The following is an 18,676-nucleotide window of genomic DNA, read 5'->3' as shown; positions in this document are numbered from 1 at the left end:
ACCTGTGATACGCTCCTTGCGGGCGGCGAAGGTGTTTGATGGCAAAGACGAGACGCGAGTTCAAACGTGAGGCATTGGCCTTGCTGGAGAGCAGTGGCTGCCGGTAGATGCAGATCGCGGCCAAACTCGGGAGATCCAACCCTCCATGCTTAGGCAGTGGCGCACGGGGCTAATGCGTGGCTCCCCACCGCTGCGGGCAGCAGGAATATCGGTAACCGCATCCGCGAGGCCGGTGGCTTCGCCGTCCGACCACGCGGCTTAGATCGCTCGCCTGCGGCGGGAACTCGACCGGATGCGCATGGAGCGCGACGTCTTAAAAAAAACGATGGGCATCTTTGCGGAAATGCTTAAATGACGTTTGCTTTCATTGAGCAGCATGCGAGCACTTGGCCGGTGCGTCTCATGTGCCGCGTGCTCGAAGTCTCTGATAGCGGCTACTACGACTGGCCGTTTCGTCACGAGAGCGCTCGATCGACGTCCAACCGTCGCCTTTCCGACGACGTCCGCCGAGTCCATGCCGTGCATAACAGACGCTATGGCTCGCCTCGGGTCCATGCCGCCCTGCGCGCAGAATGGTGAACGGCCAGCCGAGGGCGGGTGGAGCGTCTGATACGCCATAGCATCTGCGCCCTGGCGGGGCGTCGATACTGGTTTTGCAAGACCGACATCTGGCACGACCTGCCGATTGCGTCGAACCTCCTGAAGCAGCAGTTCTCCGCCGCGCTGCCAAACACGGTCTGGCTCGCCGATATCACGTACCTGCCGACCGGAGAGGGTTGGCTCTACTTGGCCGCCGTCCTTGATCTTGCCACCCGCAAGATCGTCGGCTGGTCCAAGCGCGGCACATGCGGACCGAGCTGACCTCGGATGCCCTGATGACGACCTCCCAACGGCAGCGACCAGGGGCCGGCGTCATCTGTCACTCTGATCGCGGCAGCCAATACGCCGCCGAGGCTACCGAAAGCAGCTCGCCCACATGACGACGACGCCTTCCATGAGCCGGACCGCCTGCTGCTACGACAATGCCCCAATGGAAAGCTTCTTCAATACTCTCGGGGTCGAACTCGTCCACCAGCGACGCTGGGCGACCCGGAAGGTGGCCCGACGCTACCTGTTCGCTTACATCGAAGGCTACCACAATCGGCAGCGGATACACTCGGTAGTCGGCTACATCACGCCTGAGCAGGCCGAAAGGAAGGCAAGCTAAACCCCGTGTCCGCGAACCGGGGAAGATCACCCTGGCCGCCTTCAGACAGACAATCCACTAAGCCCACTGTATAGATACGCCGAACCACCTCTGTCTCGCGTTCCCGCTTCGAATGGACAATCTACAGGCACCGCCTGCGGGATCATCGTCTCGACAAAACCCGCTGACCATGGCTCAGATTCGTGTCTTAACCCCGCCGCTTCGATGGTTAATCCTTGGCATCGGCAGCGACACACGAGGGGCAATCCGACCATCCATGCATCATGCACAAGCCTCCAAGGGGATCGTTCTCAAACAAACTCTCATAATGCGTCACTGCGGCGGCGGCGTGTGTGGTAATGAACCCGTCCAATCAAGTTGAGCAGGATCTGAGCCGCCAGAATGGCAGTGGTACCGGTGTGGTCGTAGTCCGGGGCGACTTCGACGAGATCGATTCCGACGATGTCATGACCACGGACCAGTCCGTCGAGAAGTTCGAGAACTTCGTAATAGAGGAACCCGCCATGGCTCGGTGTGCCGGTTCCAGGGGCTATGGACGGATCGAAGCCATCGATGTCGATCGTGATGTAGAGCGGAACACTCTTAGGCACACGGGCCACCATCGCGTCAGCCCCGAGCTTCCGGGCTTGGCGCACCGACAGGATGTCCGATCCCATCGCGCGCGCCGCCTCATAACCATCCTTTGCGGTCGAGGAGACATTGCGAATACCAATCTGGGTGAGGCCAGACACCCACGACCGTTCGATGGCACGCCGCATTGGGCTGCCATGTCCGAAGCGGACGCCGTGCCGCTCGTCCACGAAGTCAAGATGCGCGTCGATCTGCACAATGTGAATCGGCCCTCGTCCCTCGAAGGCTGCGATGCAAGGAATGTTCACTGAATGGTCGCCACCGAGCACGATCGGAAGAGCGCCAGCTTCCAGGATGCGCCGCACGCCATATTCGATGTTCGCGTGGCTCTTGATCGTATCCGTGTGCACGATGTCGGCGTCGCCAAGGTCCATGATACGAACGCCGTCGAGATAGGTGATATCGTCCTCATGGTCGTAAGCGCCGGCATGGCCGAACGCGAACAGGGTCGAGGCATCGCGGATCGCACGCGGTCCGAAGCGAGCGCCCGCGCGCCACTGCGTCCCGAAATCGAAAGGGGCGCCCAGAATTGCGACATCGGCGTCGATGCGGCTCCAGTCCGGCTGATAGGGCCGTTTACCGAAGGTTGCGATGCCGACGAAGGGGAGATCCAACCGTCCGGTGTCGTAACTGTGTTCGGCCATGCGATGATGCTTCCATGATTCAGTGTGGGGTAGCAACCCTACCTCCGCAGCAGTGTCGCCGTGCATGAGAAGTGCTGATCGGCGCATTTTGGCTTTTGATTAGAACAGGTCCCCTTGAGCTCCTAGTATCGTCACATCAAGTCTTAAATCATCGAGAGTGCCCCCCCGTGAACCAGTACGCGACCGCCATGTCCAACGACCTCCTGCGTCTTCAGACAATGCACAACGGCGAAAAGGCGGAGCCGACATTTTCGCAGGCAGAAATGGAGCGCCGCCAAAATGGCCTGCGCGGTGTCCTCGTCGAGATGAATCTCGATGCGGCACTCCTGACGTCTTATCACAACATTAATTATTTTGCCGATTTCCTCTATTGTTCCTTCGGACGCCGCTACGCTTTCGTCGTCAGCGCCTCGCGCGCCGTATCAGTGTCGGCGGGTATCGACGCAGGCCAGCCCTGGCGGCGAACGTTCGGCGACAACGTCACCTATACTGACTGGCGTAAGGACAATTATATCCACGCGCTGCAGCAGGAGCTGAAGGGCTGCAAACGTATCGGCATCGAATTCGATGACGTGCCTCTTGATCTGTTCCGACAATTTCAAGATGGTTTTCCAGGTGTCGAGTTCGTCGACGTGGGGCAAGCCACCATGTGGATGCGCGCCATCAAATCTCAGGAGGAGATCGCCTTGATCCGTGAAGGGGCCCGCACGGCCGATCTCGGAGGCGCGGCGATCCGTTCCGCGATTCGCGCAGGCGCGAGCGAGCATGAAATCGCCCTGGCCGGCACGCAGGAGATGGTACGCCATATCGCCGAAACTTTTCCACATGCGGAGCTGATGGATACCTGGGTTTGGTTCCAGTCTGGCATCAACACGGACGGCGCCCACAATCCAGTGACGTCCCGCCGCTTGCTCGAGGGCGACATCCTCTCGCTAAACTGCTTTCCCATGATCGCCGGCTACTACACGGCGCTTGAGCGCACTTTGTTCCTAGACCATGTCGACGATGCAAGCTTGCGGGTCTGGGAGGTCAATGTGAAGGTCCATCGCCGTGGCCTGGAGATCTTGCGGCCGGGCGCTCGATGCGGAGACATCGCGGCCGAATTGAACGACATGTATCGTTCGGAAGGCCTGCTGGGCTACCGCTCATTCGGCTACGGCCATTCCTTCGGCGTCTTATCGCATTATTACGGTCGCGAGGCGGGCGTCGAACTCCGCGAGGACATCAATACCGTTCTCAAACCCGGTATGGTCGTGTCGATGGAGCCGATGCTGACCATTCCCAACGGCCTGCCCGGAGCAGGCGGCTATCGTGAGCACGATATCCTTGTTTTAAGCCAGGACGGCGCCGAGAACATCACCGGATTCCCATTCGGACCGGAGCATAACATCGTTAAGGCATGATTTCTGCTACGCTCCAGATCTGATCGTCCTTAGGAGGCCGCAACTGCACGGCCTAGTAGCGAAGGACACATTTGGCTTGGACTTCATCGATGCGCAGCATTCCGACCGACCTCCTGCGCGCCTTTGTCACGATCATCGACTTGAAGGGATTTACGCGCGCGGGGGAACGGCTCGGACGCACGCAGCCGGCGATTAGCCTTCAAATGAAAAAGCTGCAGGACCTCGTCGGCACGGCGCTGTTCCACAAGGATGGTGGCGGAAGCAGCCTGACGGAGGCCGGCGAGGTGGTGGCCGGCTACTCGCGTCAGATCCTTGCGCTCAACGACGACATGATGTTGCGCCTGTCGAAACGGGACACGCGCGGCAAGCTGCGGCTCGGCATCACCAACGACTATGCCGACCACTTTTTGCCCAAACTGCTGACCGGTCTCACGGCTGACGGAATCGGTGTGACGTTCGACGTAACCTGCGACCTCTCGGTCGAATTGCTGAAAGGCCTCCGTGGCGGCCGCTACGACATGGTCGTGGCCATGACGCCTGACGGTCCTGCCGAGGGCGCCTTCATGACATGGCGCGAGAGTCTCACCTGGGCCGGCGGTCCCATGGCACCGCCGTTCGGCGAAACGGATCCCGTCCGCCTGGTCTGCTACCCGGAGGGCTGTCTCTATCGTCGCGCGATGCTGTCGGCGCTCCAACGGGAGGGTCGGGCCTTCGATGTCGTCTACGCCACCCCCAGCCAGACTGGCATCGAAGCCGCCGTGACGTCAGGGTTCGGTGTGACCGCGATTGCGACCCGCGTGCTGCCGCACAGCCTGCGCGCGCTCGGCCGCAGCGCCGGCTTGCCGCATCTGACCGACGTCGTCGTCGGCATCTATCTCAACGAGGCTAGGAACCGTTCGGTCGTGGCGCAAAGTTTCGCGGCGCGGCTCGCCGACATGTTCGTCGGGCGCACCGAGATCGAGGCTTGTTAACGGCAGGCATCTGTCGTCTGCACGCCTTACCGCGCCCGCCCTCGCGCCCCAAGCCACGCGACCAAAACAAACAGCATTGCCGACAAGCCAAGAAGCATCGTGGCCGCCGCCATGATCGTCGGGTTTATCTGGTCGCGGATGCCCGAAAACATCTGGACTGGCAGCGTGCGTTGCTCGGCGCTGGTCATGAAGAGCGCGACTACGACCTCGTCGAAAGACGTGGCGAAAGCGAAAACCGCACCGGCCACGAGACCCGGCAGAATGACGGGCATCGTGACTCGCAGGAAGGCCGAAAGGGGCGATGCGCCTAGCGAGCGGGCCGCCCTTGTCAGCGCTACGTCATAAGTCGCGAGCGTCGCCGTCACCGTGATGACGACGAACGGCGTGGCCAGCACCGTATGGGCGAGCACAAGCCCAGTGCGCGTGTTGGTTAGCCCAACATGGCCATAGAGCAGATAGTCTCCGACCGCCACGATGACGACCGGCACGATCATGGGCGCGATGAGGATCGCGTTAACGGTCCGCCGGAATGGAAAGGAGGGATGCGACAGCCCCAGCGCCGCCATAGTGCCGAGCGCCGTGGATAGGATCGTCGTGAAAGCGGCCGTGATCACGCTGTTGTTTAAGCTCGCCATCCAGCGGTCGTCCCCGAAAAAGTCGCGAAACCAGCGAAGCGAGTACATCTTTACCGGGAACGAGAAGTACGGATCGTTCGAAAACGACAAAGGAACGACGATGAAGAGTGGTGCAATCAGGAAAAGGAGCACGAAAGTAACGACAACGATGAGGCCGGACCGGGCGAAGCGCTCTGGCGGCTGCGAATAAGAGGAAAGGCCGAGCACGGTCATGGCGGTCACCCGAGCTTGAGTTTTTCGATGCCCACGATCCTGAGGAACAGTCCGTAGATCAGTAGTGTAACCGCAAGCAGGACCACGCCGAGTGCGCTGGCGAGGCCCCAGTTGAGGTCTCGGTTGATGTAGACAGAGATAAAGTTGGAGACCATCTGGTCGGTCGGGCCACCCACCAGAGCAGGCGTAATATAGTAGCCGAGAGATAAAATGAAGGTGATCAGGCAGCCCGCTATGACGCCGGGCATCGTCTGGGGGATGTAGATCCGCCAGAAGGCCGCTATCGGTGGCGCCCCAAGCGACCGGGCTGCCCGGAGTTGGGCAACAGGAATGGTCCGCATGACACTCGCGATCGGTAAAATCGTGAACGGCAACTGGATATGGGTCATCGCTACCACAGTGCCAAAACGAGTGAAGATCAGTTGCAAGCGCTCGGAGATCAGGCCCATGCCGATCAGCAGATCATTGATGACCCCGTTAGATTGCAACAGCACCACCCAGGCCGTGGTCCGCACCAGCAACGAGGTCCACAGGGGCAACAAGATGCAAAGCATCATGATAGCCCCGAGCAGCGGCGGCGCAAGCATGAGCGCATAGGCGACGGGATAGCCGAGCAGCAAGGTCAGCAGCGTCACGCCCGCGGCGACCAGAAGTGTGCGGCCCAGAACCGCGAGAAAAATGCGCTGGTCGGGCACGACCCACGTAAGGTCGCCGTTCGGCGATTGCTGAAGGTCGACAGCCGTCAACAAGTAATATGGTGTAAACCGCGCGCCGTCCCGCCGGATGATGGCCCAAAGCGCCGGCTTGCCCCAGGCGGGATCGCTGTCAAGGAATTTTTGGCGCCAGGGTCCTCCCGGCGATCCGGCGGCTAGGCGCGAGCCACCCATTACGATGCTGCGCATGCCGGGCATTTCGTAGTTCAAACGTTTGCCGAGCAAAGCGGCAGTTCGCGCCCTGCCGGCGACAGCTAGATCGTGGGCCAACGCGGCGAAGACGGGCTCGTCCGGAACTACGGTGTCAGGCGCGGCGGCTAACGCCCCCAGCGTGTCCGGCAAAACGCTCCGCGTCTCAGGATTGTCGACGGCGGTCGCAAACAAGGCCGCGATCGGCACGACAAAGGCGATGGCCAGGAACGCGAGGAGCGGCAGGGCGAGCAGAAAGGCCGCGCGGCGCGCAGGCCGGCTCGCCCGCTGGATCGCGCGTTTGATGGAGGGTGATTTGGCGGGGCTATGAATGGCGAGGAGCATCCTCTCAACCTTCCAGCAGGCGGCAATCGGCGATCGCGCATCCGAGGGCAACGGACTCGCCGCGGGCGAAGGAGCGACGTAGAGAAACGGGAATACGCGCCACGACCGGCTTTTCCCCGCCGACATCTACGGAGAGGCGGACATGGTCGCCGAGGTAGAAGATGTCGCTAATTGACCCGCTCAAGAGGATCGACGATCCGCTCGTCGCGCCGTCCTGGATAAAGAACCGTTCGGGACGGATAGCGAGAAGAGCCCTCCCACCGGCTGTTACCCCGGCGGCGTTGCGCGTTTGTAGACGAGAGCCGTCACGCAACGTCACCGTGGCGACCCCTCCGCCCGCTGCCGCGACCGTCACGGGCATCAGATTATTCTCGCCGATAAAGCTGGCGACAAAGCTGTTTGCCGGCTGCTCGTACAGCACCTCGGGGGTCGCCAACTGCTGGACGCGGCCGTCGTTGAAAACCGCGATGCGATCCGACATAGTCAACGCCTCGGATTGGTCGTGCGTCACATAGACCATGGTGATGCCGAGCATGCGCTGAAGCAGTTTGATCTCAACCTGCATATGTTCACGCAACTGCTTGTCGAGCGCACCAAGAGGCTCGTCCATCAGCACGAGCGTCGGATCGAAGACAAGCGCCCGGGCTAGCGCCACGCGTTGCTGCTGGCCGCCGGATAGTTGGCTGGGCTTTCGCGACGCGAGGTGGCCGAGGTGGACCATATCAAGGGCTTTCACGACCTTTTCGGCCGCAGCGGCCCCCTTTAAACCACGATAACGCAGCGGGAAGGCGATGTTCTCGGCCACCGTCATATGCGGGAAGAGCGCGTAGCTCTGAAACACAAATCCGATGTTTCGTTTTTCTGGTGCTAAGCGCTCGACCGGCTCGTCGCCTAGAAAGATGTGACCGAAGGTCGGCTCTTCAAACCCGCCAAGCATCATCAGCGAAGTCGTTTTGCCGGAGCCTGACGGCCCCAGCATTGTCATAAACTCGCCCTTGCGGACCGCAAGGTTGAGGTCTTCGACGACAAAATGAACCCCGTCGTAGGACTTTCGGACCCGCTCGAAGCGAACGAAGGATGTCACGTCCGCGATCGCTTCGGGGCTGCCGGGTTTCGGCGCCTGCGGCATCGGTCGGGACGCAATCATGTGGTTCTCCAGAGTCGCTATACTTGCCGGCGTCTTCGGATGCTTGATTCGCGCCGCTACTGCGCCAGCCAGGTCGTGAACCGCTTGCGGATTTCGTCTCCCTTGTCGGCCCAAAAAGCGTTATTGATCGTGATCGCTCCCGTCATGTTCTGCGGACTCGTCGGAAGATCTGGCGCGATATCGGGCTGCACGAAGGCAGCGGCTGTCTTGCGTACCGGACCGTAGGGGATGAACTTCGTAGTGTCGGCGAGAATTTTTGGCTCAACCGCGAATTTAATGAAGGCCAGCGATGCATCGGGATGCTTGGCCCCTTTTGGGATGACCCAGAGATCGCTGTCGAGAATCTCGTGATCCCACACGATCCTGAACTTTCGCCCTTCCTTGTTGGCGTTGAAGATGCGGCCGTTCCAGGCGGTCGTCATGGCAACCTCGCCGGAGGCGAGAATTTGGGGGGCCTGGGCACCCGCCTCCCACCAGACGATATCCTTCTTTATCGTATCGAGCTTCTTGAAGGCCCGATCCACGCCGGCGGGTGTCCCCAGGACCGTGTAGACGTCGGCAGGCGCGACACCGTCTGCCATCAGCGCGAATTCAAGATTCGTGGCCGGGTTCTTCCACAATCCACGTTTTCCGGGGAATTTTTTCGTGTCAAACAAGTCGGTGATCTTTGTTGGGCCCTCTTTGGTCTGAGCCGTGTCATAGGCCAGCACGGTTGCGTAGACGATACTACCGACCCCGCACTCGGCTGAGGTGCCCGGCAGCCATTCCGACCGCGGACCGATCATGGCCCAGTCGATCGTTTCGAAGATGCCTTCGTCGCAACCCTGCTGCAGAGTGGGGGCATCAACGTCGATCACATCGAGAGTCGTGTTGCCAGAATCGACCATTGCTTTAATCTTTGCGATCTCGCCGCCGTATTCCTGCTCGACGATCTTGACGCCCGTCTTTGCCGTGAACGTATCGAAGACTGCGTTTCTCTGCGCGCTTTGATAGGCGCCTCCAAAGCTCATGATCGAGAGGGTGGACTCGGCAAAGGCTGCGTTCGCAGAAAAGACCGTCAAGCCGGCAGTAAACGCTAGCATCAATGGCGTGGTCCGTGCCGTCATATCGATATCCTTTCAAGTCCATCGAAGGCAAAGCAAACGTCTGTTTTGAATTGCCTGATAGTCCGTGGTAGGCTGCCCATGTCAATCAATGAAATGAGAAGACGTTATGCCAAGATAACGCTCGCAAATGTCGCCTAAATGGTGGGACTGTTGCGCGTTTTAATGTCTTTCTGCACTCGAATTGTCCAATCGAGTGGCTTCCTCGTTTGATGTGGCTCTATTTGTCTGCACAGCTTTGTGAGCTGGGCTGGTCGCTCTTAATGGACACGCCGTACTCGGCCACCAACTGCTCAACGCAAGCCCGACGGCCGGTTGGACTTAGAAGGTTCCCGAGGTGGATTCCTTCAGGATCAGCTTCTCAAGCGTCAGGTCCGACACAGCCCTGTTGTTGCCCTCGGTGACGGATTTAGGCGGTGGCAGAAGCGCGGCGATGACCTGAACCACGGGCGACCTCCACGAAGTCGTCGACTGGGTTGCCGCTCGCATCGAGGCTCAGCAGCCTGAAGGAGATGTCTTGGGAAGCTGCCGGAGTTCAGCGTGTACTCACCTTTGAGCACCTGAGGCGTCCTGCTCCACAGCACCAGCTTGCCGATCGCATAGGTGAAGGGGCTTCCGGCCACGCCATAGCCGTCCGCCACGCCTTTTTAAGGCCGCTCGACGTCGGCGGACAGCAGGATGTCGAACGGCGCAGCCTGCGTGGTCTGCGTGCAAAGCTACCCGGACGACCCAAAGCTCAGCAGGGCGTTGTCGCCAGTCTTGTCTTCAAAGGCGATGCCAATCTCTTTTGCGGCCTCGGTGAAGTTGGCCGCCACGGCGACATGGGCCTCCGCGACCATCGCCAAACACGGCGAGGCCAAGCAGAAAGTGAGCGCGAACAAGGCGATGCCACGACAGTGGTTTTTCATTCGCAAAATCATAGTCTTAATCGCTCGTTACGCTGACATCCGAGGCCTTGATCACCACGATCGCACTCTTGCCCGTTTCGAGCTTAAGGTCATCGACGGCCTCGTTTGTGATAGACGAGGTGATCCGCTGCCCGCCTGTGTTTCGATCACCACATGAAACGTAGTCGCTCCCCCTGACCACGGAGAGAACCGTTCCTGACAGCTGATTTCGCGCGCTCAGCTTCATCAAGTTTCTCCTTCGATCGGCATGCGCGGATGGTGAACCGGGCGATACCCGGATTCACCATTTGATCTGCATGCGGGTCACGAAAGCGTCGCTCTCGACCTTGCGGCCAGCCGCGACTGAGAAAGCGGCGGATCTGTCCAGCCATGCACGTAGTCGGCGAGTACACGTACGTTCCGGTCGGGGTACCAACCGACGCCCGCCGTCACATCCTGCTCCGAGCCACCAAGCACGCCTGTCGACTGCCGGTTCAGGGCGCTGAAACGCGCCGGGAGCTCGAATACACCGATGCACCTCGGGAGATACGCCGGCCGTCTTCCACCTTGACGCCCTGCAGCACAGCCAAATCGGCGCCGTACGGGGTTGCGACACGGTAGGGATGCCCGTTGCCGTTCACAACCCAGGCGCCCTCCACATAGCCGCCCTGGAAGGACCGGTCGGCCCGACCGTTGCGACCCGTGACGTCTAGGTAGGTGTACTCGCCTTGGATACAGTAGGAGCCCAGCTGATAGAGCGCCTCGGCGTTAGCGCGCTGGATGGAATCGGCGTCGACCAGGGTACCGGAGGTGACGAGTGCACGCTCCAGGTAGTCTTCCGGCCGGCTGCTGACCGAGAAGGTCAGGCCGGTGAGATCCAGCGATCGATATGAGCCCGCCACCCCGAAATGCAGCAATTAGTTTTTTCGCGAATAGGGGCATAGGTGGCGCGATCGGTTGTCGAGCACGTCCAAGCCATGACTTGGGTGCCGGCTTCCTCACGGCTGCGCTCGCCGCGCAAATCACAAGGCCCATCGACCGCGTGACCTGACACGCGGACCCGGTCTTTTCCTGCTCGTTGATGGCGACGCGTCAATGCGCACGCTCGCGAGCCTTTCAGGACGTCTCCCATGCGATTATCCTCACGTACCTGCCCCGTGGCAGTTCTAACCAGGCTAGCGCTCGCTCCAACTCTTGCGGTGGTCCGCGACATCGTGACCGGCACGGTCCCGGTGACCTTCGATGTCGAGGGCATCGGCGCCAAGGCAAAGGTCCGGAACGACGCGGCGGGACATGACGGGCATTCGATGCCCGGCATGGACGTGGACTGAACGGGAGCGATCGACCATGTCCAAAGCCCTCCCCCTCGACGCCGCTCCGGCGTTTCCCTCCGCACGCTCGTCGCTCTACCGCTCCATCTGGCGCTGGCACTTCTATGCCGGGCTGATCAGCGTCCCCTTCATGATCCTGCTGGCCGTGACCGGCTCGATCTATTACTTAAAGAACGAGATCAACCACACGGCTTTCGCCTACCGCACCGTGGTCCAGGCGCAGGCCACGCCGATGCAGCTGCCCAGTCGCCTGACCGAGGAGGCGCTCGCCGCCGTTCCTGGTACGCGACTGAAATCCTATGCAGAGCCAGCGAGCCCGACCGCGTCGGCACTGGTAACGCTGAAGTGCGGGCGCAAGACGCTGGTCTACCTCAACCCCTATACGGGCCAGGTGCGCGACAAGGTGAACGCCGACACGGAGTTCATGTTCGTCGCACGCAAGCTGCACAGCCTCGTCTACTTCGGGGACTAAGCGAGCTACGTCATCGAGGCGGTCGGCGGCTTCGCGCTGATCCTGGTGGTCACCGGCTTCTATCTCTGGTGGCCCCGTAGGCAGGCCGGAGGCGTGGTCACGGTTCGCGGCACGCCGACCAAACGGATCTGGTGGCGCAACGTCCATGCCGTCACCGGCGCCTTCGCCGGGATCGTGATCTTTTTCCTGGCTGCCACCGGCATGCCTTGGTCGAAGTTCTGGGGCGCGCACATGCAGGACTACGTCAACCAGGCGGGGGTTGGTTACCCGGCCAAGCTCTGGGACGACGTTCCCTCCTCGACGGTGCCGATGAGCGAGGCCACGACCAAGCCCGGCTGGGTTATGGAAACGGCGCCCGTACCGGCCTCCACCCCGACCGGCACGGCTCCGATCGGGCTCGACCGGGCGGTCGACGAGGCCCACACGCTCGGCATTACGCGCGGCTTCGAGATGTCGGCCCCTGGCGACGAGACGGGTGTCTACACGGTAGCGATCTACCCCGCGGACCTCGGCAAGGAGCGGACGATCCACTTCGACTAGTATACCGGTAAGCCGCTTGTCGACCTCGCCTTCAAGGATTACGGCCCGATCGGCAAGGCGATCGAGTTCGGCATCAAAGTCCACATGGGGCAGGAATTCGGGTTGCTGAACCAGATCGTCATGCTGGCGACCTGCCTCGCCATCATACTGTCGTCGGTGGCGGCCGTGATGATGTGGTGGAAGCGCCGTCCGGTAGGCCGGGTCGGCGTGCCACCCTATCCCGCCGAGTCACGCGTCTAGCGCGCGCTCTGGATCGCCGCCGCCGCGCTCGGGCTGGCGTTCCCGATCACGGGCGCCGCCATCCTGCTCATGCTGGCCGTCGACCTCCTGGTCATCCGCACGGTCTCACCGCTCCGGCGCGCCTTCGCCTGAGGTCCCGCCGAGCGGTCACGCCTTGGCGGACTCTCCGGATGACACAAACGGCTGGCCCGTGGCTCGCCGAACTTTCCCCATCACCGACAGGAAACATCATGAACACGTTCGCACGCACCCTCGTCCTCGCCGGCCTCGGCCTCTTCGCCGCCTCCGCGCCCGTCTTCGCCCATGCGCATCTCAAGTCGGCGAACCCGCCGATCAACGGAACGGCCTCCTCGCCCTCCGAACTCGATCTAATGTTCTCGGAAGGGCTCAACCTGAAGTTCACGGGCGTCAAGCTAATGGGTCCCGACAAGGCCGCCGTCACGACCGGTGATGCCACGCTCGGTTCCAGCGGTGATACTACCCTGGTCGTTCCGGTCACCGGCACCCTTGCGGCCGGCACCTACATGGTCGCGTGGCACGCGCTCTCGACGGACGGGCACAAGACGACCGGCACCTACAAGTTCACCGTAAAGCCCTGATCGTGAGCACGGGTCCGCGACCGTCGCCGCGGCGCGGGCCCAAAACGTTTTTGTCGCCTCTCATCGCAACCGGATCACGCCCATGCGCTTTGCACCAAAGATGCTGCTCGCCGCCCTCGTCGGGGTCGTCTCCCCTGGACTCGCCCACGCGGCGAGCGATCTCGTCGCCATCGATCCCGTCTCGCGCGCCACGCCGGCCGGGGCGCCGACGGGCATCGGCCACATGACCATCGCCAACACAGGCGCGGTGCCAGATCGATTGGTTACGGCTTCGTCGCCGCTGGCCGACCACGTCGAGATCCATGAGATGTCCGTCTCGAACGGCATCATGACCATGCACCCCGTGCCGGGCGGCCTTGCCGTTCCGGCGCACGGCTCCGTCACGCTCAAACCCGGCAGCTACCACCTCATGCTGATCGGTCCTAAGCAGCCCTTCAAGGCCGGGGATACGATCTATGTCACGCTGACCTTCGAGCACGCCGGCTCCGAGCGGGTCGAACTGGCCGTCAAGCCGATGGGCGAGGTCACACCGCCCATGTCGAAGTAGCCGATTCATGCGCCGCATCCGACTTGTTGTCGCGCTCGCGCTTTGCACCCTCGCCGTCGTCGTGGCCACCCTCGTCACATCGGTTTGGTCGAACCAGGCGCCCGCGCCGGCCCTCTTGACCTTCGGCGGTCCGTTCACGGTGATAGACACCGAAACGCGCGCGGTCAGCCAGGCGGATCTCATCGGCCGACCGACGGTGCTGTATTTCGGGTACACCTACTGTCCGGAGGTCTGCCCAACGACCCTGCTGATGCTGACGACGGCAATGAAGCAGATGGGAACCGCCGCCGACGCCCTGATCTTCGTGTCGGTGGACCCGGGTCGCGACACGCCCGCGCAGATGAAGCTCTACCTGTAGTCGTTCGACCCTCGCATCCGTGGTTTCACCGGCACCGAAGCCGAGGTCGCGACAATCGCGAACGCCTACCACGTCTACTACAAGCGCGTGCCGGGCGAGGGCGGCAATGAATACACGATGTACCACAGCGCCACGGTGTTCCTGCTCGACCGCGCTGGCCGGCTCACCGGCACGATTGACTACGGCGAGGCTCCGGAGACCGCGCTGGCCAAGCTCAAGGCCTTGGCCGCTACATAGGACGACGCTGATTCACGCCCATGAACGGAGTCCCCCTGATGATCAACCCGTTCCGCCGCACCTTCCTGTTCGGCACGGCCGCGCTCGCGACCGCAACCACCCTCCGGCGCGCCAGCTCCCAGGCAGCGACCCAGCCTGTCGACTTTGGGGCCAAGCTCAACTATCCCTTCGCGGTGCCGCCGCTTCCATACGGCTTTGACGCCGATGAGTCATCGATCGACGCGCAGACGATGCAGCTCCACCACGACAAGCATCACGCGGCCGATGTGAGCAACCTCAACGCCGCCCTGAAGGACCATCCCGACCTTCACGACGTCGCGTTTAAGGACCTCCTCGCGAAAACTCAGACCCTGCCGGAAGCGATCCGGACAGTGGTGCGCAACAACGCCGGGGGACACGCCAACCACACGATGTTCTGGCAGGTCATGGGCGGCAAGGGGGGGGCGAGCCGACCGGCGATGTCGACACGACCATCGCCCGGGACTTCGGGTCGTTCGCCGACCTGAAGACGGCCTTCAACAAGGCCGCGACCGGCGTGTTCGGTTCGGGCTGGGCGATGGTGCTGATGGACGGCGACGGCAAGCTCTCCCTCGTCGCCCGACCTAACCAGGACGCGCCGCTGATGGACGGGCATCAGGTGCTGTTCGGCAATGACGTCTGGGAGCACGCTTACTACCTCAAGTACCAGAACCGCCGCCCGGACTACCTGACGGCATGGTGGGGCGTGCTCGACTGGTCACGCATCGGGGAGCGCTACGCGGCCGGCCGTGCCGACACGCTGTCGGCTTGAGCGCCCGTGCGAAAGTCGAGATTTTTACACGGGCCGCAGCAGCCGCATCGCGTTCAACGTCACCAGCACAGTTGCGCCGGTATCGGCCAGGATTGCAGGCCATAGCCCGGTAATTCCTATTACCGTCGTGACTAAAAACACCGCTTTGAGGCCGAGCGCCATGGTGATGTTCTGATGGATGTTGCCCATTGTGCGATTTGAGAGCGCGATCATGGCCGCGACATCGGCCACCCGTCCATGCAACACGGCAGCATCAGCGGTTTCGAGCGCGACATCGGTGCAGCCGCCCATTGCAATGCCGACATGCGCCGCTGCGAGCGCTGGCGCATCGTTAATTCCGTCGCCAACTTTGGCGACGATTAGTCCCTGATGTTTCAGATCATCGACGATGCGCTGCTTGTCCTGCGGCATCAGCTCCGCCCGAACCTCTATGCCGAGTTGTTTGCCAATGGCTTCAGCCGCGCGGCGGTTGTCGCCGGTCAGCATAATAACTTTGATGCCCGCATCGGTCAGCGTCTTGAGGCCTGCAAGCGCATCAGCACGGGGCTCATCGCGCATCGCGATTGCTCCAGCGACAATATTTCCCGCTAGCAGCACCGAAACCGTCTTGCCCACGCCGTTCAATGCTTCAATGCGTGCGGTCTGTTCCGGCGTGAGCGCAACCCGCTCGCCGGCGGCGGCCGCAGACCCGAGAAACAGATTGACGCCGCCAACGCGGCCGACGACGCCTTTGCCACTTAAGGCCGACGCTTCGCCTGCCGGGGGCACCGGCACTTTGTCGGCCTTAGCGCGTTTTAGAACTGACACTGCAAGCGGATGAGTCGAGCCAGTTTCAAGCGCCGCCGCCATCGATAGCACGTCGCGCTCATTCCGGCCGAAGGCCACAACATCCGTCACCTGTGGCTTGCCTTCGGTCAGGGTTCCGGTTTTGTCGAAACAGACTGCCGTGATCTTGCCAAGCTGTTCGAGAACTGCGCCGCCCTTGAGCAGGAGACCAAGCCGAGCGCCCGACGACAAGGATGCGGCAATCGCCGCAGGCGTCGAAATCACCAATGCACAAGGACAACCGATCAGTAGGATCGCGAGTCCTTTATAGACCCAAGCTCCCCACGCTTCGCCAAAAGCAAGCGGAGGGATGATGGCGACAAGAAACGCGACTACCGTTACGCCCGGCGTATACCAGCGAGAAAAGCGGTCGATGAATCGTTCGGTTGGCGCTTTGCTTTCTTGCGCTTCCTCCACCAGCTTAACAACGCGCGCGATCGTGTTGTCAGCCGCCGCCGCCGTCACGCGAATGCGCAGCACCGCGTCACTGTTAATTGTCCCGGCAAATACGTTGGCGTCCACGCCCTTTCGCACCGGCTTGCTTTCTCCCGTCATCAGCGCTTCATCGATCGCGCTTTCACCGGAGACAATCACACCATCAGCTGGAATGCGTTCGCCCGGCCGCACCAGCACGATTGCACCCACCGCCACAGCGTCGGCGGCTACTTCTTGGGTCTGACCATTGCGCTCGATCAGCGCCGTGCGTGGCACGAGCTTGGTCAGCCCCTGAATACTGGCGCGTGCCTTGCCGGCGGCGACTCCTTCCAGCAGCTCGCCAACCAAAAAGAGAAACACGACTGTCGCGCCTTCCTCGCCGGCGCCGATGATGACTGCCCCCCCGGCCGCGATCGTCATCAGCATTTCAATCGTGAAGGGTGAGCCGGCGATGGCGGCCATGATGGCGCGGCGGCCAATCGGGATCAGGCCGATTAACATAGCTGCGACAAAAACCCATTGCGCTATGGAAGGAACAGCCTTGCCAGCGCCGTAAGCAGCGACAAGCGCCGCGCCACTCGCGATCGTCAACAAGCCCTTTTTGCTTTTCCACCATGGCCGGGATGCCGAGCTGTGATCGTGCCCACCATCATAGTGACCGGCGTGATCGTGAGTGTGCGCGTTCTCGTTTGCGTTTGGAGCTTGTCCAGCGAGCGGCGTTAATGCGTAACCGAGACCCGAGACTTTCTTCGCGATCGAGACCAGATCGCTTGTGGCGTCGTGGTGCAAGGTCATGGTGCCGGCCGTCACTGATACCGACACGTCGGCCACGCCCGGCATTTTCCGCACAACCGTGTCGATTTTGGTCGCGCAGGCTGCGCAATCCATGCCTTCAACCCTGAAGCGGGTCTGCGTCGTTATCGCCGTCATCGCGCTATCCTTGTTCTATAGAACAGGATGCTACATCCTCTAGCGACTAGAGGAGCAAGCCCATGATGAAAGGTATTTCCATCGGAGAAGCAGCGCGCAGCAGCGGCGTGAAAGTCCCGACCATTCGCTATTACGAGCAAATTGGTCTTTTACCTGCCCCACCCCGCACCGAGGCAAACCGCCGACTTTACGAAAGCGGCGACCTGCGCAGGTTGGCATTTATTCGCCATGCGCGTGAACTGGGCTTCGAGATCGATGCCATCCGCACCTTGCTCACCTTGCAAGATGACCCGCACCAGCCCTGTGCGACCGCAGATGCCATCGCGCGCTCGCGCCTCATTGACGTTGAACAGCGCTTGGTCAGCCTGACCGCCCTCAAGACCGAACTACAGGCGATGATCGAAGGATGTAGCCATGGTCGCGTCGATCACTGCCGTGTCATCGAGACACTCGCCAATCACGGGCAATGCGTTAATCCCCATCATTGAGCGTGCAGAAATCAAGACTTTTACACTGCCCGGACATCCGAAAAAGATCAGGTGGTTGGACGGTGCGGAACACAGGTGGGAATGTCCGATTATGGAACCGGCTAGTGGGCGTTTGCCTGCCGTAACTGCATTGGCAGCTTTCCACCCATCTGGATCATTGCCACTCATCAGCGTCAATTGATAACATGCATAATACACATATATCCACCACTTGCCTTCGTGAGCTACACGGAGCCGTCCTCGATATCGTCGCTGTGATGAATCGGCCGCAGCGTGACGAAGCTCTGATCGGAGAGGCCGGTATTCCCCTCGACCGGGCCCTGTTTCCATTGTTGGTCGGCATAGAACGGTACGGACCGATTGGAGTGGTGGACATGGCCCATCGGGTCGGCCGCGACTACACGACCGTCAGCCGTCAGGTGGCGAAGCTCGAAAGCCTTGGCCTCGTGCAGCGTACAGACAGTGCCGCCGACCGCCGCGTTCGGGAAGCCAGCATCACGCCGAAGGGTAAGACGATGACCGAGCTTGTTGACGCCGCGCGCGATCGGATGGGTCGCGCAGTCTTTAAAACGTGGGACCTACAAGAGGTTGACGAGTTGGTGCGCCTGATGCGGAGGTTTGCAGATGCCGTAAAGGATGTGCCGCCCGCATCCGGTTGCTAAAAATCAGCGAGGCTGCCTGGTCGAGATTATCGTGAATATGTGTGTTTCTGGCTATTCGCCTTGGTCGGGATCATCGTGCGTAACTAAAGAATGATGCACCGCCCCTGTAGCGTCTGCGTGATTAGCGGGTTGGCC

Annotated in this window: 20 protein-coding genes and 3 pseudogenes; 12 read left to right on the top strand and 11 right to left on the bottom strand. The window is 61.4% G+C overall.

Annotation, left to right across the window (positions count from 1 at the left end; all coding sequences use genetic code 11):
• The first annotated feature begins 38 nt into the window (after positions 1 to 38).
• A pseudogene (locus EY713_RS15885) lies at positions 39 to 1,207 on the top strand (IS3 family transposase).
• 302 nt (positions 1,208 to 1,509) lie between these two features.
• Here EY713_RS15885 and speB read toward each other — a convergent pair.
• On the bottom strand, positions 1,510 to 2,481 hold the full coding sequence (gene speB / locus EY713_RS15880; protein ID WP_131116543.1) for an agmatinase: 972 nt from the start codon (positions 2,479 to 2,481) through the stop codon (positions 1,510 to 1,512).
• A 188-nt stretch (positions 2,482 to 2,669) separates the two neighbouring features.
• Between speB and EY713_RS15875 the strand changes: the two genes are divergently transcribed.
• Positions 2,670 to 3,884 carry a M24 family metallopeptidase gene (locus EY713_RS15875; protein WP_131119822.1) on the top strand — a complete coding sequence of 405 codons (1,215 nt, stop codon included), beginning with the start codon at positions 2,670 to 2,672 and terminating at the stop codon, positions 3,882 to 3,884.
• 89 nt (positions 3,885 to 3,973) lie between these two features.
• Entirely contained in the window at positions 3,974 to 4,855 is an 882-nt protein-coding gene (locus EY713_RS15870; RefSeq protein ID WP_131116539.1) for a LysR family transcriptional regulator, read from the top strand.
• A 26-nt stretch (positions 4,856 to 4,881) separates the two neighbouring features.
• Here EY713_RS15870 and EY713_RS15865 read toward each other — a convergent pair whose 3' ends face one another.
• From EY713_RS15865 to EY713_RS15830, 9 genes are all read right to left on the bottom strand, one after another.
• On the bottom strand, positions 4,882 to 5,703 hold the full coding sequence (locus EY713_RS15865; protein WP_131116536.1) for an ABC transporter permease: 822 nt from the start codon (positions 5,701 to 5,703) through the stop codon (positions 4,882 to 4,884).
• A 5-nt stretch (positions 5,704 to 5,708) separates the two neighbouring features.
• Positions 5,709 to 6,815: an ABC transporter permease gene (locus tag EY713_RS15860; RefSeq protein WP_245572749.1), complete on the bottom strand. Its 1,107-nt coding sequence runs from the start codon at positions 6,813 to 6,815 to the stop codon at positions 5,709 to 5,711.
• Positions 6,816 to 6,954: 139 nt separating this feature from the next.
• A complete protein-coding gene (locus EY713_RS15855) occupies positions 6,955 to 8,079 on the bottom strand; it encodes an ABC transporter ATP-binding protein (RefSeq protein ID WP_131119820.1) in 1,125 nt (374 codons plus the stop codon).
• Between the two features lie 74 nt (positions 8,080 to 8,153).
• Positions 8,154 to 9,203: an ABC transporter substrate-binding protein gene (locus tag EY713_RS15850; RefSeq protein ID WP_170314082.1), complete on the bottom strand. Its 1,050-nt coding sequence runs from the start codon at positions 9,201 to 9,203 to the stop codon at positions 8,154 to 8,156.
• Positions 9,204 to 9,521: 318 nt separating this feature from the next.
• The gene (locus tag EY713_RS23380) at positions 9,522 to 9,647 is read right to left on the bottom strand and encodes a hypothetical protein (protein WP_281015383.1); all 126 of its coding nucleotides are present in this window, start codon (positions 9,645 to 9,647) and stop codon (positions 9,522 to 9,524) included.
• Positions 9,648 to 9,916: 269 nt separating this feature from the next.
• Positions 9,917 to 10,108, bottom strand: a complete 192-nt coding sequence (locus EY713_RS23620; RefSeq protein ID WP_131116530.1) for a hypothetical protein — start codon at positions 10,106 to 10,108, stop codon at positions 9,917 to 9,919.
• A 16-nt stretch (positions 10,109 to 10,124) separates the two neighbouring features.
• Positions 10,125 to 10,334 carry a TOBE domain-containing protein gene (locus tag EY713_RS15840; protein WP_131116527.1) on the bottom strand — a complete coding sequence of 70 codons (210 nt, stop codon included), beginning with the start codon at positions 10,332 to 10,334 and terminating at the stop codon, positions 10,125 to 10,127.
• Positions 10,335 to 10,411: 77 nt separating this feature from the next.
• A complete protein-coding gene (locus tag EY713_RS23615; RefSeq protein ID WP_425373695.1) occupies positions 10,412 to 10,564 on the bottom strand; it encodes a hypothetical protein in 153 nt (50 codons plus the stop codon).
• A 17-nt stretch (positions 10,565 to 10,581) separates the two neighbouring features.
• Positions 10,582 to 11,004 carry a porin gene (locus tag EY713_RS15830; RefSeq protein WP_131116525.1) on the bottom strand — a complete coding sequence of 141 codons (423 nt, stop codon included), beginning with the start codon at positions 11,002 to 11,004 and terminating at the stop codon, positions 10,582 to 10,584.
• A 240-nt stretch (positions 11,005 to 11,244) separates the two neighbouring features.
• On the opposite strand from EY713_RS15830, the gene EY713_RS22810 reads away from it, so the two are divergent.
• From EY713_RS22810 to EY713_RS23370, 7 genes and pseudogenes are all read left to right on the top strand, one after another.
• Positions 11,245 to 11,418: a hypothetical protein gene (locus EY713_RS22810; protein ID WP_165491156.1), complete on the top strand. Its 174-nt coding sequence runs from the start codon at positions 11,245 to 11,247 to the stop codon at positions 11,416 to 11,418.
• 16 nt (positions 11,419 to 11,434) lie between these two features.
• Positions 11,435 to 12,802, top strand: a pseudogene (locus EY713_RS15825) (PepSY-associated TM helix domain-containing protein).
• Positions 12,803 to 12,900: 98 nt separating this feature from the next.
• Entirely contained in the window at positions 12,901 to 13,269 is a 369-nt protein-coding gene (copC, locus tag EY713_RS15820) for a copper homeostasis periplasmic binding protein CopC (protein ID WP_131116522.1), read from the top strand.
• Positions 13,270 to 13,351: 82 nt separating this feature from the next.
• Entirely contained in the window at positions 13,352 to 13,816 is a 465-nt protein-coding gene (locus tag EY713_RS15815) for a copper chaperone PCu(A)C (protein WP_131116518.1), read from the top strand.
• 7 nt (positions 13,817 to 13,823) lie between these two features.
• A pseudogene (locus EY713_RS23000) lies at positions 13,824 to 14,276 on the top strand (SCO family protein); the annotation flags it as partial.
• 173 nt (positions 14,277 to 14,449) lie between these two features.
• Positions 14,450 to 14,917, top strand: a complete 468-nt coding sequence (locus tag EY713_RS23375) for a superoxide dismutase (protein ID WP_281015359.1) — start codon at positions 14,450 to 14,452, stop codon at positions 14,915 to 14,917.
• The gene (locus tag EY713_RS23370) at positions 14,827 to 15,201 is read left to right on the top strand and encodes a superoxide dismutase (RefSeq protein ID WP_342635994.1); all 375 of its coding nucleotides are present in this window, start codon (positions 14,827 to 14,829) and stop codon (positions 15,199 to 15,201) included. Before EY713_RS23375 ends, EY713_RS23370 begins: the two co-directional genes overlap by 91 nt.
• A gap of 24 nt (positions 15,202 to 15,225) precedes the next feature.
• Here the strand turns inward: EY713_RS23370 and EY713_RS15800 are convergent, their stop codons facing one another.
• Positions 15,226 to 17,391 (bottom strand): heavy metal translocating P-type ATPase, encoded by a 2,166-nt coding sequence (locus tag EY713_RS15800; protein ID WP_131116516.1) that lies wholly within the window; start codon positions 17,389 to 17,391, stop codon positions 15,226 to 15,228.
• Positions 17,392 to 17,456: 65 nt separating this feature from the next.
• Between EY713_RS15800 and EY713_RS15795 the strand changes: the two genes are divergently transcribed.
• Together EY713_RS15795 and EY713_RS15790 are read left to right on the top strand one after the other, a co-directional pair.
• The gene (locus tag EY713_RS15795) at positions 17,457 to 17,879 is read left to right on the top strand and encodes a MerR family transcriptional regulator (RefSeq protein WP_131119814.1); all 423 of its coding nucleotides are present in this window, start codon (positions 17,457 to 17,459) and stop codon (positions 17,877 to 17,879) included.
• A 185-nt stretch (positions 17,880 to 18,064) separates the two neighbouring features.
• The gene (locus EY713_RS15790) at positions 18,065 to 18,541 is read left to right on the top strand and encodes a MarR family winged helix-turn-helix transcriptional regulator (protein WP_131116513.1); all 477 of its coding nucleotides are present in this window, start codon (positions 18,065 to 18,067) and stop codon (positions 18,539 to 18,541) included.
• Positions 18,542 to 18,676 lie beyond the last annotated feature (135 nt).

It is taken from the genome of Lichenihabitans psoromatis (genome assembly GCF_004323635.1).
Lineage (GTDB): Bacteria > Pseudomonadota > Alphaproteobacteria > Rhizobiales > Beijerinckiaceae > Lichenihabitans > Lichenihabitans psoromatis.
This window is presented reverse-complemented; position numbering and strand designations above follow the sequence as displayed.

Bases quoted from the DNA above. Each gene is read 5' to 3' on its own strand.
- speB (WP_131116543.1), bottom strand. From the start codon at position 2,481: ATGGCCGAACACAGTTACGACACCGGACGGTTGGATCTCCCCTTCGTC.
- EY713_RS15875 (WP_131119822.1), top strand. From the start codon at position 2,670: ATGTCCAACGACCTCCTGCGTCTTCAGACAATGCACAACGGCGAAAAG.
- EY713_RS15870 (WP_131116539.1), top strand. From the start codon at position 3,974: ATGCGCAGCATTCCGACCGACCTCCTGCGCGCCTTTGTCACGATCATC.
- EY713_RS15865 (WP_131116536.1), bottom strand. From the start codon at position 5,703: ATGACCGTGCTCGGCCTTTCCTCTTATTCGCAGCCGCCAGAGCGCTTC.
- EY713_RS15855 (WP_131119820.1), bottom strand. From the start codon at position 8,079: ATGCCGCAGGCGCCGAAACCCGGCAGCCCCGAAGCGATCGCGGACGTG.
- EY713_RS15850 (WP_170314082.1), bottom strand. From the start codon at position 9,203: ATGACGGCACGGACCACGCCATTGATGCTAGCGTTTACTGCCGGCTTG.
- EY713_RS23620 (WP_131116530.1), bottom strand. From the start codon at position 10,108: ATGAAAAACCACTGTCGTGGCATCGCCTTGTTCGCGCTCACTTTCTGC.
- EY713_RS15840 (WP_131116527.1), bottom strand. From the start codon at position 10,334: ATGAAGCTGAGCGCGCGAAATCAGCTGTCAGGAACGGTTCTCTCCGTG.
- copC (WP_131116522.1), top strand. From the start codon at position 12,901: ATGAACACGTTCGCACGCACCCTCGTCCTCGCCGGCCTCGGCCTCTTC.
- EY713_RS15815 (WP_131116518.1), top strand. From the start codon at position 13,352: ATGCGCTTTGCACCAAAGATGCTGCTCGCCGCCCTCGTCGGGGTCGTC.
- EY713_RS23375 (WP_281015359.1), top strand. From the start codon at position 14,450: ATGATCAACCCGTTCCGCCGCACCTTCCTGTTCGGCACGGCCGCGCTC.
- EY713_RS15800 (WP_131116516.1), bottom strand. From the start codon at position 17,391: ATGACGGCGATAACGACGCAGACCCGCTTCAGGGTTGAAGGCATGGAT.
- EY713_RS15795 (WP_131119814.1), top strand. From the start codon at position 17,457: ATGAAAGGTATTTCCATCGGAGAAGCAGCGCGCAGCAGCGGCGTGAAA.
- EY713_RS15790 (WP_131116513.1), top strand. From the start codon at position 18,065: ATGCATAATACACATATATCCACCACTTGCCTTCGTGAGCTACACGGA.